The organism is Candidatus Symbiopectobacterium endolongispinus (assembly GCF_018777385.1).
GTDB lineage: Bacteria > Pseudomonadota > Gammaproteobacteria > Enterobacterales > Enterobacteriaceae > Symbiopectobacterium > Symbiopectobacterium endolongispinus.
The window spans coordinates 172,438-184,306 of record NZ_JAFJYB010000005.1; the positions used below are offsets into that span (position 1 = coordinate 172,438).

6 protein-coding genes and 3 pseudogenes are annotated in these 11,869 nt (G+C 50.3%); 7 read left to right on the forward strand and 2 right to left on the reverse strand.

Features of this window, described 5'->3' with window-relative positions; genetic code table 11:
• The first annotated feature begins 1 nt into the window (after position 1).
• From JZM30_RS19685 to JZM30_RS19700, 4 genes and pseudogenes are all read left to right on the forward strand, one after another.
• The gene (locus JZM30_RS19685; RefSeq protein WP_252320807.1) at positions 2-652 is read left to right on the forward strand and encodes an ABC transporter ATP-binding protein; all 651 of its coding nucleotides are present in this window, start codon (positions 2-4) and stop codon (positions 650-652) included.
• A gap of 35 nt (positions 653-687) precedes the next feature.
• A pseudogene (locus tag JZM30_RS19690) lies at positions 688-1,946 on the forward strand (FtsX-like permease family protein).
• Between the two features lie 628 nt (positions 1,947-2,574).
• Positions 2,575-3,353: pseudogene (locus tag JZM30_RS19695) on the forward strand (omptin family outer membrane protease).
• 225 nt (positions 3,354-3,578) lie between these two features.
• Positions 3,579-3,806, forward strand: coding sequence for a YdgH/BhsA/McbA-like domain containing protein (locus JZM30_RS19700; RefSeq protein ID WP_252320933.1), 228 nt, complete (start codon positions 3,579-3,581; stop codon positions 3,804-3,806).
• Between the two features lie 213 nt (positions 3,807-4,019).
• Here the strand turns inward: JZM30_RS19700 and JZM30_RS19705 are convergent, their stop codons facing one another.
• The gene (locus tag JZM30_RS19705) at positions 4,020-6,344 is read right to left on the reverse strand and encodes a Tex family protein (RefSeq protein ID WP_252320809.1); all 2,325 of its coding nucleotides are present in this window, start codon (positions 6,342-6,344) and stop codon (positions 4,020-4,022) included.
• A 272-nt stretch (positions 6,345-6,616) separates the two neighbouring features.
• Between JZM30_RS19705 and JZM30_RS19710 the strand changes: the two genes are divergently transcribed.
• Complete coding sequence (locus tag JZM30_RS19710) at positions 6,617-7,897, forward strand: citrate synthase (RefSeq protein WP_252320811.1); 1,281 nt, start codon at positions 6,617-6,619, stop codon at positions 7,895-7,897.
• 56 nt (positions 7,898-7,953) lie between these two features.
• On the opposite strand, the pseudogene olsF reads toward JZM30_RS19710, so the two are convergent.
• Positions 7,954-9,687, reverse strand: a pseudogene (gene olsF / locus JZM30_RS19715) (bifunctional ornithine lipid synthase OlsF).
• Positions 9,688-10,612: 925 nt separating this feature from the next.
• On the opposite strand from olsF, the gene JZM30_RS19720 reads away from it, so the two are divergent.
• On the forward strand, positions 10,613-11,374 hold the full coding sequence (locus JZM30_RS19720) for a winged helix-turn-helix domain-containing protein (protein ID WP_252320812.1): 762 nt from the start codon (positions 10,613-10,615) through the stop codon (positions 11,372-11,374).
• The gene (locus tag JZM30_RS19725) at positions 11,361-11,834 is read left to right on the forward strand and encodes a FidL (protein WP_252320814.1); all 474 of its coding nucleotides are present in this window, start codon (positions 11,361-11,363) and stop codon (positions 11,832-11,834) included. The genes JZM30_RS19720 and JZM30_RS19725 overlap by 14 nt, the downstream gene beginning before the upstream one ends.
• The last annotated feature ends 35 nt before the right edge of the window (positions 11,835-11,869 follow it).

The following is an 11,869-nucleotide window of genomic DNA, read 5'->3' on the forward strand; positions in this document are numbered from 1 at the left end:
TGTGGCTGATTTGCATATTGAAAATTTAACGGTCTCTTTTCCTGATATGCCCAGTGCCGTGCTGGACATTGCCCAATTGCAGATTGCGGCGGGCAGTTGCGTGGCGGTAATGGGGCCATCAGGCTCGGGGAAAACCACGTTAGTCAATGCTATTACCGGCATGGAGTGTGAAGGCACTGGCTGTGTACGTTGGGGCGAGCTGGACATCCGCCAATTGTCAGAAGCCGAACGGGATCGCTGGCGCGCCCGTCATGTTGGTCTGATTATGCAAGATTTTCATTTATTTCCCGGCCTTGATGCACTGGAGAACGTTCTGCTGCCAGCTCGTTTTCACCATTGGCGTCTGCCGGCGTCATTGGCGGCGCGGGGGAAAATGTTGCTGGAACGCGTCGGTGTGAACACCGGTAATCGACCGATTGAAGTGCTGTCACGCGGTGAGAAACAGCGTGTGGCCGTAGCGCGTGCGCTCTTGGCGTCTCCGGAAATTATCGTTGCCGATGAGCCTATGGCCAGTCTGGATGCACACAATGGTGAGCAGATCGCCGATCTCCTCGTCACGTTGGCCCGGGAACAGCGCAGCACGCTGATTGCCATTACGCACGATAAACGGTTGGCTGCGTTGATGTCGCGCTGTATTCAGTTGGAAAAATGACAGCAAGTGGCAGATGACTCTCAGGAGGTACAGGGATGATCCCATGGCGTTTTATTATCGCAGACTGGCGTCGACTGTGGCCGGGCGTGGTGGTGGGGTGGTGGTGATACTGATTGCGTTGGCGACCGCGCTAAGTATTTCTGTGAATTTACAGGAGCGTGCTCTGCGCATGGGCAGTGCGAAGGCGGCTGACCGTTTCGATATGGTTATCGGTGCACCGGGGAGCGAAACGCAACTGGTGCTCTCGTCAGTCTTTCTCCAGCCTTCTGCATTGACACTGATTCCAGCGCAGGTGCTGTATGAGGTACAGAAAAACCCGCTGGTGGCCTGGGCGGCACCGGTGGCGTTTGGTGATTTCTATAAAGGCATGCCGATCGTGGGGACTAACGCGGCATTGGTGACGGATGGCGGGAAACGCCCATTGCTAGCCGGTCGGGTGTTTAACGATGGATTTGAAGCCGTAGTGGGCGCAGGGACCGGACTGTCGATTGGCAGCACCTTTAGCCCGGTGCACGGCCAGGTCGGGGAAGAGTGGGCCCATGCCCATGCGGAAGTACGCTATACCGTGGTCGGCGTGCTGCCCGCCGACGGCAGCGCCTGGGATAAAGCCATTCTGGTGCCAGTCAACGCGGTGTGGCGTGTGCACGGTATCCATGCACCCGGCGACCATGACGATTAGCACGAGCATCATGATCATGATGATGGGCATGAGCACGCCGAGGGCGATACACATGAACACCATGATGACAGTGAAGCGCATCACCATGAGGCTGGTGTTCCTGCCATCGTAGTAAAACCTTTAAGTATTGTAGGCGCTTACCAACTGCGCTCACTCTATCGTAGCACGGCGACGCAGGCGGTATTCCCGGGATAGGTGCTGGTGAAGCTCTATTCCATCCTCGGTGACATTCGTGCGTTGTTGATGTATATCGCGATGGGTACACAAGGGTTGGTGGGAATGGCGGTGGTGCTGGTGGCGGTGATGCATTTACGCCAACGCCAGAAACAAATCGGTGCATTGCGTGCTTTCGGCGCGCCGCGTACCGGTATTTTCCTGTTGATCTGGAGCTGATTGATGTCACTGGTGTTTGCCGGTGTGGGGCTGGGCTATGCCGCTGCCCAGGCAGTGGCGATTGTCATGACTGAAAAGAGTGGCTTTGTCTTGCCGATTACATTGGGCGAAGACGATCTGTGGTTCGTGCTGTTACTGCTGGCCGTGGCTGCCGTGGTGCTGACGCTTCCTGCCGTGCTCTCCTATCGACAGTCTCCTGCGGCGGCATTGCGCGTGGAATAATGGACATATACCCTAAATAATTCGAGTTGCAGGAAGGCGGCAAGCGAATGACAAATTTGTCTGGAGCAAATTTGAACAGCGCTTGCGCTGGCCCGAAGGGTGAATCTCAGGGATGAGATTCATTCATCCCAATGAGATTACTCAGGTAAGTGATTCGGGTGAGAGAACGCAGCCAACGCATCTGCAACTTTAAGTATGACGGGTATAGCAAGGGGCCGTTTGGCCTCTTGTCATGACCTGACAATATTTTCTCTCCGCGATTACCAATGATTGAATAAGGTGATAATGCCTTGTTTTAGTAGATTATTTTCTGAATGCATTTCCTCTCATCTCACCGTTATATTCTAAATCGATGACTGACGTTGATATTTGGCACCTTCATGTTTAAAAAATGACTCAGAAAAATGTGTTATTCCTATATTTTTCTGTTTTTGTGCGAGTTCACTTTTCTATAAAAATCATTCACGCATTTATTAAGGAATTGTTCATGCAGCAACAATACGTAATTCTCTACTGTGTTGCCGGTATGATGACGATATTTTCCGCTCAGGCCGAAAACACCGTTACCGCCGCAACAATAAGTGGGGCGTTGGGATGGTTAGAGGGAGAATCACACGAAAATGTTTACATGGAAAATGGAGATAAACTCAGCCAACTGGATTGGAAAATAAAGCAAACCCCGATTATGGAAATGGCGATTAATTGGGATATATCCCCGCACATAACATTGAATGCTCTGGGTTGGACAACATTCGCTGAGCGAAGCGCAAAAATGGATGACTATGATTGGCTTTATGACGATCAAGCGCACTGGAGTGAATGGTCTCATCATCCCAATAGTCGCCTGAACCATTCGAATGCGTTTGATATGGGGGTTCAGAGTTGGGTTATAATCCAGTCCAATTACCGGCTGGGAGGGATTGTCGGTTATCAACAGACGCGTTATAGCTGGACGGATCTAGGTGGGTTTTATCAGTACGATAATGGTGAAACGGTGGGGGCACTTGAACGGGACAGTAATCGTGGTGGTTACAGGCAACAATTCGATGTCCCGTACCTGGGGGTGACCGGGATAGTGCGCTATCAGAATTTTGAGCTGAGTGCACTTGCAAAATATAGCCCTTGGGTCAAAGCGCGTGATAATGATGAGCACTATTTTCGCCAATTAACCTTTCGCGATGAAGGCAATTATGGGCGTTATTATTCCGTGTTGGTGGACATTGGTTATTATCTGCATCCTGTGCCAAGGTATTTACCGCGCTGAGTTGTAATAAATATGATGAGAGTCGGGGAGGGATGCAAATTATCGATCAGGTTTCCGGGGAGCAGGGATATATTGGCGGCCACGCGGCGGGTATCGCCAATGAGTATTACATGGTGACAGCAGGTCTGACATACCGTTTTTAATCATCACCACGGGGTGCCAGCGTGGTTTGCGCTGTAGTGGGGGAGCCGGCCCCATCAACCGATGACGTCAGAATAACAGATCGAAACCGGTAATGATTTTTGTTCAAAAAAATTGACTTATCAAAGCAAATCACTTAGCTATTCATTACCGAGCAATGGCGCTATTCTTCTCTTCATCGAAAGCACTTCGCTTTCTACCTAACCACAGAGATAAGGATTAGCATCATTAAAAACATCAAAATTTTTGCAGTAGTATTGGCCCTGACTTCTCTCTCTTTCGGCACCTTCGCCGCAGAGCAGATGGGTACCGTTTCCGTGAGTGGCGCTAAAACGCTGAGCGGTTTTGAATCGCAAGTTGCCGCTAAAGCACAGGCAGCAGGTGCATCTTCTTACCGTATCGTTTCTGCTACCGGTGATAACCAACTGCGCGGCACGGCAGTTCTGTATAAATAAGTGAAGCCGAGCAAATGTTACAAGGGGAGCCAATGGCTCCCTTTGCTTATACCCGTCATACTTCAAGTTACATGTGCGTTGGCTACACTCATTCACCCGAATCACTTACTTGAGTAAGCTCATCGGAGTGAATGAATCTCATCCCTCAGATTCACCCTTCGGGCCAGCGCTTGCGGCCTTCCTGCAGCTCGAATTATTTAGGGTATACAAAAGCTAACGTTTTTTAAATGCGGCGGCCAGTGCATCGCTCATGGCGCTATTGCCTGCTGCGCTCTGCGGCTGTTTTGCACGCGGTGCATGATGAGCAGGGCGAGATCCGGTGTTGCGTTGGGCTCCGCTGGCGCTACGGCGTGACGGGGTGTCACCCGGCTGTTCATCGAGACGCATGGTCAGCGCGATACGCTTACGTTGCAGATCGACTTCCAGCACCTTGACCTTCACAATATCACCGGCTTTCACCACCTTGTGCGGATCATCGACATAGCGATCGGACAGCGACGAAATGTGCACCAAGCCATCCTGATGTACGCCAATATCCACGAAAGCGCCAAAGTTGGTGACGTTGGTGACCGCCCCTTCGAGCACCATACCCGGCAGCAGATCGTTGAGCGTTTCCACTCCTTCGGCGAACGCAGCGGTTTTAAACTCCGGTCGTGGATCGCGCCCCGGTTTTTCCAACTCTTTCACGATGTCTGTCACCGTGGGTAAGCCGAAGCGAGTGTCAGTGAAATCCACCGCCTTGAGTTTGCGCAGCGCGGCGGTGTCACCCATCAAATCGCGCAGTGTCTGGTGTGTGGCTTCCAGAATGCGTTCGACCACCGGGTAGGCTTCCGGGTGAACCGTCGAGGCATCCAGCGGGTTATCGCCGTGATTGATACGCAGGAATCCGGCACACTGTTCGAAGGCTTTTGGCCCCAGGCGACTGACCTTGAGCAACTGTTGACGGTTGTCAAAGCGTCCGTTTTCGTCACGCCAGTTGACAATATTCTGCGCCATCATTTTGCTAAGCCCAGCAACACGCGTCAGCAGCGCCACCGATGCGGTATTCAGATCGACGCCTACGGCGTTAACGCAGTCTTCCACCACCGCATCGAGCTTTTTCGCCAGTTGCACCTGGCTCACATCGTGCTGGTATTGGCCGACACCGATGGATTTTGGATCGATCTTCACCAGCTCTGCCAGAGGGTCCTGCAAGCGACGCGCAATAGAAACCGCACCGCGCAGGGAAACATCCAGATCGGGGAATTCCAGCGCCGCCAGCTCTGATGCGGAATACACCGAAGCACCTGCCTCACTGACAATCACCTTCTGGGCATTGATTGCCGGGAACTGTTTTTGTGTATCGAGGAAGAAACGTTCGGTTTCACGTGATGCGGTACCGTTACCGATCGCCACGAGTTCTACCTGATGCTTAACGCACAGTGCCGCGATGATAGGGGCCGCCTTGGCAGCCTGTCCGGTATGTGGGTAAATCGTATCCGTGGCAAACAGTTTGCCAGTTGCATCTACTACCGCGACTTTCACTCCTGTGCGCAGACCCGGATCGAGCCCCATGGTGGCGCGCATTCCGGCAGGCGCGGCCATCAGCAGGTCGTGCAGGTTGCGTGCAAACACATTGATGGCTTCTTCTTCGGCCTTTTCACGCACGGTGCCCATCAGCTCGGTTTCCAGATGCAACAGCACCTTGATACGCCAGGTCCAGTTGATCACCGCACGACGCCAACTATCGGCAGGAGCATTGTTGAACTGCAAATTCAGGTGTGAAAGGATGATCTGCTCACCCTGGCTTTCGCGCGGCGGCTCGTCAAACTGTGGGTCGGCGTTCATGGCGAGTTGCAGTACCCCTTCGTTGCGGCCGCGAAACATCGCCAGTGCACGGTGTGATGGCACGTTGGCGATCGGTTCTTGATGGGCAAAGTAGTCGCGGAACTTCGCGCCTTCATCCTCTTTGCCTTCGACCACGCGTGCGACCAGATGGGCATTTTTCCACAAATAGTCACGCACCTTGGCCAGCAAGATGGCATCTTCTGCGAAACACTCCATCAGAATGTAGCGCGCACCGTCCAGAGCAGCTTTGACATCGGCAACGCCTTTGTCTTCGGCGACATAGGCCAACGCCGCCTCTTCAGGCACCTGGCTTGGGTCTTGCCACAGGCTGTCTGCCAGCGGTTCCAGCCCGGCTTCGATGGCAATTTGCCCACGAGTACGGCGTTTGGGCTTGTATGGCAGATAGAGATCTTCCAGCTCAGTCTTACTCAGGGTGCCGTTAATCGCCAGAGCCAACTGCGGTGTTAATTTTCCTTGCTCTTCGATCGATTTCAGAATGGTCTGACGCCGTTCTTCCAGTTCGCGCAAGTAACCGAGGCGGGTTTCCAACTGGCGCAGTTGGGTATCATCCAACCCGCCAGCCACTTCCTTACGGTAACGAGCGATGAACGGTACGGTGTTCCCTTCGTCCAGCAGGCGGACAGCGGCGTCAACCTGCTCCTTTCGCGCCTGCAATTCGCTGGCGATAATCTGGCTCAATGCATCATTCATAATCGGAATTCAATCATCATCGAGGAGTGAGTTAACTAATCGGGGACAGTTATACGGATTGCGTAGCAAAAATGCCAGTCAGCATTATGACCTCTCAGAAAATTTACCTATGTCAATTTTTCAGCGAATTGTTCGAATTTGAAGCCTTTTTTCGCGTATTAAGGAAAGGTGCGGTACGGAGTGTGCTCTGGCTGTGTTACGGTAATGCCGCGCAGATTCGCGTTATGGGGTGTCATGTTGGTGAAAGGCGCATTCGGACGGGAGAAAGAATAATGACAGTCAAGAAATCCATCCTGACGATGGAAGGAAAAAAGAACATTGTACTCAATGTGCGCGCGGGCGTGTTGGGCAAAGAGGCCGTAGACATTCGTCCGTTAGGGGCGCAGGGGCTGTGTAGCTACGATCCGTGGTTTAATAACACAGCCGGGTGTGAATCCGCCATCACCTATATTGACGCCGCTAATAGCGTGCTGTTGCATCGCGGGTTTCCGGTGGAGCAACTGGCTGAGAAATGTGATTTCACCGAGGTGTGTTACATCATGCTGCACGGTGATGCGCCGAATCGTGAACAGTACGATCAGTTTGTCAACAGCATCACACGACATACCATGATTCATGAGCAGATCTCGCGTATGGTCAGTGGGTTTCGTCGTGACTCACACCCGATGGCGCTGATGTGCGCGGTGGTTGGGGCGCTGGCGGCGTTTTATCACGATGTACTGGATATTCACAACGAAGATCACCGCGAGCTGGCGGCACTGCGCCTCTTGTCGAAGATGCCGACGCTGGCCGCCATGAGCTACAAATTCTCCATTGAGCAACCCGCCGCCTATCCGCGCAACAGTCTCTCTTATACCGGCGGTTTCCTGCATATGCTGTTTTCCATTCCGGCAGAAAAATATGAGGTCAACCCGGTGCTGGAACGTGCGATGAACCGGGTGCTGATTTTGCACGCCGATCACGGCCAATGCCCCTCTACCACCGCAGTGAGAGCATCTGGTTCCTCCGGTGCTAACCCCTTCGCGTGTATTGCCGCTGGGCTTGCAACCATGTGGGGACCCAACCACGGCGGTGCCAATGAAGCCTGTATGCGCATGCTGGAAGAGATCAATACCGTTGAACGTATTCCCGATTTTGTCCGCAGGGCCAAAGATCGCCGCGACTCGTTCCGTTTGCTGGGCTTCGGTAACTCGGTATATCACCATTTTGACCCGCGTGCGGCTGTGCTGCGAAAAACCTGTCATGAGGTACTCAATGAGATGGGGCCGAAAGATAATCTGATGCAGGTCGCGATGGAACTGGAACATATCGCCATGACCGATCCCTATTTCCTTGAGCATCGCCTCTACCCGAGTGTGGATTTCTACACGGCGGTGATCTTGAAAGCCATGGGGCTGCCGCCCTCCATGTTCCCGGTGATCTCTGCGGTAGGTCGTACTATTGGTTGGATTGCCCACTGGAAGGAACTGCACACTCAGGAATCCAAAATCTATCGTCCATGTCAGATTTATACCGGCCAACCGCGTCGGGACTACGCATCACAGTTGAAATAATGCATCAGCCATCCTCCGTGAAAACGGAGGATGGCTGTATCAAAAAAGGAAAATGGCTACGCGTGCTCTTGTGCTGTCAGCTGTGGCTCCGGTAAGAAGGGAGCAACATAGCGCTGGTAGCGAGAGGGTTTGAGCTGTGTCATATCGACCAGCACCAGACCATCGATGCAGTTGTTAAAATCAGGATCGATACCGAAATCGATAAACTGCACACCGCCGGTTTCACACACCTCAGAATATTGCTTGTACAGCGTGGGAATCGCACATCCCATGTTGTTGAGCATGCTTTTTAGCCGCGTCAGATCTTGTTGATAGTCGGTGCCTTCAAACTGTTTTAACACATCGGGCAACGAGGCCGGATAAGGCCGACGTGAGGTAGCCATTGGCTGACTCGGGGAGAAGTACAGGCGATAAAAGGCAACCAGCAGATCCCGCGCGTGCGTTGGCAGGGTGCCGGAAAGCGAGACCGGGCCAAACAGATAGCGATATTGCGGGTAACGGGCGAGATACGCACCGATCCCCAGCCACAGATAGTCGAGCCCACGTTTTCCCCAATATTTGGGCTGAATGAAGCTGCGCCCCAATTCAATGCCCTGAGACAGAATCGGATCCATCTCTGCCCCATACTGAAACAGGCTGTGGCTATACAGGCCGTTAACGCCTTTATGGGCAATTTGCTGTTCGGTAGGTGTGAAACGGTAGGCTCCGACAATCTCCAGTTCCTTTTCATCCCATAAAATCAGATGCAGGTAGTCGTTGTCATAGCTGTCCAGATCACGTCGCTGGCCTGATCCTTCTCCAACGGCGCGGAACGCGATTTCGCGCAATCGTCCCAGCTCGCGCAGAATGGGCACATATCCTTCTTCACCGCGTCGATAGAGGTAAACCACTTTTCCGTCAGGGGTGGTGCCTAAGGTCTCACAAACGGCTAATGCGTGCTTCAGTGCGGCGCGATCCTCCGCCAGTGCAATGGGTTTTTCTCCCTGGAAATCTCCGGGTTTGCCCAAACCCAAACGATAGACATGGCGGCGGAAACGGGTAGCGACATAGTTGGCATTCCACTCCCCGTGGCTCCAGGTGGCATAGGGAATGCGTACGCCAATACGGATCTTGAGTTTCTGGCTGCGTTGTTGAAACATTTCCCGGACCAACAGCAGCGTTGAAAGCGGCCGGTAGAGCAAAGAAGAGAGGTAGAACAAGCTGCTGTTGCGTCCGCTGATATGAATGGGAACGACGGGCGCACGCGCTTTGCTTGCCATACGAATAAAACCGCTATGCCAATGCCCATCGCGAATTCCTTGCAGGCTAATACGTGACACTTCCCCTGCCGGGAACAGAATGACGGCATCTTCCTGACTGAGATGTTATTGTATGGCATTTATTTGTGAGCATTTTGTTCGATTGTTAACGTTATCGACGGCGAGCAGCACCCCTTTTAACGGGGTAATGTAGGAGAGCACCTGGCTGGCTAAAATACGTACGTCAGGACGAACGCTCGCCACCGCACGCAGAAGCGCCAGGCCATCCAATGAACCGATAGGATGGTTGGCGACCAGCACTACTGGCCCTTGGCTATGGATGTTTTCTAAACCCCCTTCCACCATTTCACAACTGAAATTGAAATAGTCCAGAATTTGCTCGACAAGGTCCAGGCCTTTCAAATGAGGGTAACGTTCGGCGAATTGCTGCATTTCGCGCTCAAACAGCAGTGCGCGTAGAAGAGAACGTTGCCAGGACGGCGTTTGACGGTGTGGTACAAGGTCTTGCAGGATGGCATCTACGCTGAACATATTCGAGTCTCCCGTGACACTTCTAGGCCAAATTAAGCGATCGAAGTGACACATTTATGTCAACACAAAAATAATCTTGTCCCTGCCACCTGTTAATTTGCATCGGTGTGGGCTGCACTCCTGCGCCTTCTTTCTACAACGCGAAGTATTTACGCAGATAGCGCACAAGCAAAGGCTTTCGGGGAGGGTGAATCCCGCGATGACGTGCATTATGCGTAATAAGCGTATCGTATTGGCGATCAGGGCATGGCAATTGCGAATTCATTCGCAATTGCCATGTTCAATAGGCGATCAGAACAGCAGAATAAACCGTAGGTAAGGAGATGAAGGCCAACGATGATTTTATTCTGAGAGTATTTATCCGACTTGTACTGTTTTTTGAAAAAGTTTTTGCATATAGTTTACTTGAGTTATTGTTCATCGCGGTATTTGCACGTTACCTCTTTTTTCAAATCGTAAAATTTTTTATTATTTATAGATTAAAGCTTTAATTAATTTAATTTTAATAGGTTTTGTGTATCGCATTACAGTAAAGAGAAGGGTTATACTCAATTTCGATGTCCACTATGTTCAACGGGTTAGTTCTTTTTTATTTTTTTGTTTATCTTCGGTTAGTATAAATCCAATCGCATTTTCTTTCAAAAAACGAGCTTGTATTTTTTAAGGAAATAACAATCTAAAACAGCTTTAAATAATCTTTGACAATAAACGAGCGAATTTTTATGCTACGGCTCAACTCTTTTTATGTCGTCATGTAAAGGTATGGCGCAAAGGTATTGTTTAAACTAATATTCTCATGGGCGTTAATGAGCAGTCTAAGATATATGTCGCAGGATTTCCATTTCCTATGTTTTGTGTAAATAAACATATCATCAATAGGGTTAGGTTATTTTTAAAATAATACTTGCTTATCCCAGAGGGTTTTATGGCCTACTTGATTAATCAAACCATCATTTTCAATGATGGGGAGGGAACTTTATCTTGGCGCGATCGTGAAGGTGAAGCTATTTCATTGAGCGCGCCTATTGCACGCATACTCGCTACTCTGATTGATAATCCGGGGGTTACATTAAGCCGTGAATTGTTGCTACGAGAGGCACTAGAAAAGTATTCACTATCTCCTTCTATCAGTAATCTCAATAATTATATCTCATTGCTTAGAAAGGTATTACGTAATTTCGGCTTGGCGGAGGCGATTGTCACTGTCCCGAAATCAGGTATTGTTTTTCATGTCGACAGTATTGAAGCTTATTCCAGACAACAAACGGATGTTCGCTCGGTAGGAAATACGGCAGAGACATCCATGAAAGAGCTGGCTTGTGGTGTAAATCTCCGATTGGCCGCGCCAGAAAAAGCATCTCCCCGGTTCCAGATAGGTTATACGACCAAGATTATTTTTATCATCGGCATGATTCTGTTATTTATTTTGATTATGGTGTCATTTTCTGGTCGTTTTCCTTATCGACCTTTCGTCAGAGTAAATATGATTAATAAGTGCGATGTTTTTTCATTACAGGATTCGGTCAGCTACGACTCGATCGCGGGTTATCAGGAACTCTGTGAGGATCATGTCTTGTTTATTTCATCAAAGACGATCCCGTTGCACAGTTCGGAAATGAAGAAGAATCGCATCATCATTGCATGTAGCAAACGTGGAAAGGGATGCACTACCTATGTTGAAAAATAATCTTGGTAATAAAATGGTATGGTTCAGCATGTTATTATTGGTAACGGTTTTATTAGTTGGTCCCTATTATTTTAAACGTCAGTCTTTTCACAAACCGGTGATTTGTTGTGGTGAAGTGAGAGTCAGTGAGGGGAATGAAAAATATAGAATAAGGAAAGAATACGATGTCAATGTTTATTTAAGCGATAAAAATCGTGCATTAATTTTTATTGATGGTGTGTTTATTTGTGAGGATGATATTCCCCTGACCGTACAGCGCACGTTCAGTTTTGACTCCGTTTGGAATGAAAACCATCTGTTAGTCAAGAATGTCGCACTGGATAAAAATCCGGAGGACAATGCACCCGATGACGCTTTCTCGATGATCGGAGAGAATGACATTCTGGAGTTCGAAATGCTGACGCGTGATGTCTACCTTATCAGTACAGCGTGGTCAAAATTGGCCTGCAATATCCGTTGATGCCGCCCCACAATCCCGTAACACCAGGGTGACAG

Coding starts and splice junctions, on each gene's coding strand:
- JZM30_RS19705 (WP_252320809.1), bottom strand. CDS start 6,344: ATGAATGATGCATTGAGCCAGATTATCGCCAGCGAATTGCAGGCGCGA.
- JZM30_RS19720 (WP_252320812.1), top strand. CDS start 10,613: ATGGCCTACTTGATTAATCAAACCATCATTTTCAATGATGGGGAGGGA.
- JZM30_RS19725 (WP_252320814.1), top strand. CDS start 11,361: ATGTTGAAAAATAATCTTGGTAATAAAATGGTATGGTTCAGCATGTTA.
- JZM30_RS19710 (WP_252320811.1), top strand. CDS start 6,617: ATGACAGTCAAGAAATCCATCCTGACGATGGAAGGAAAAAAGAACATT.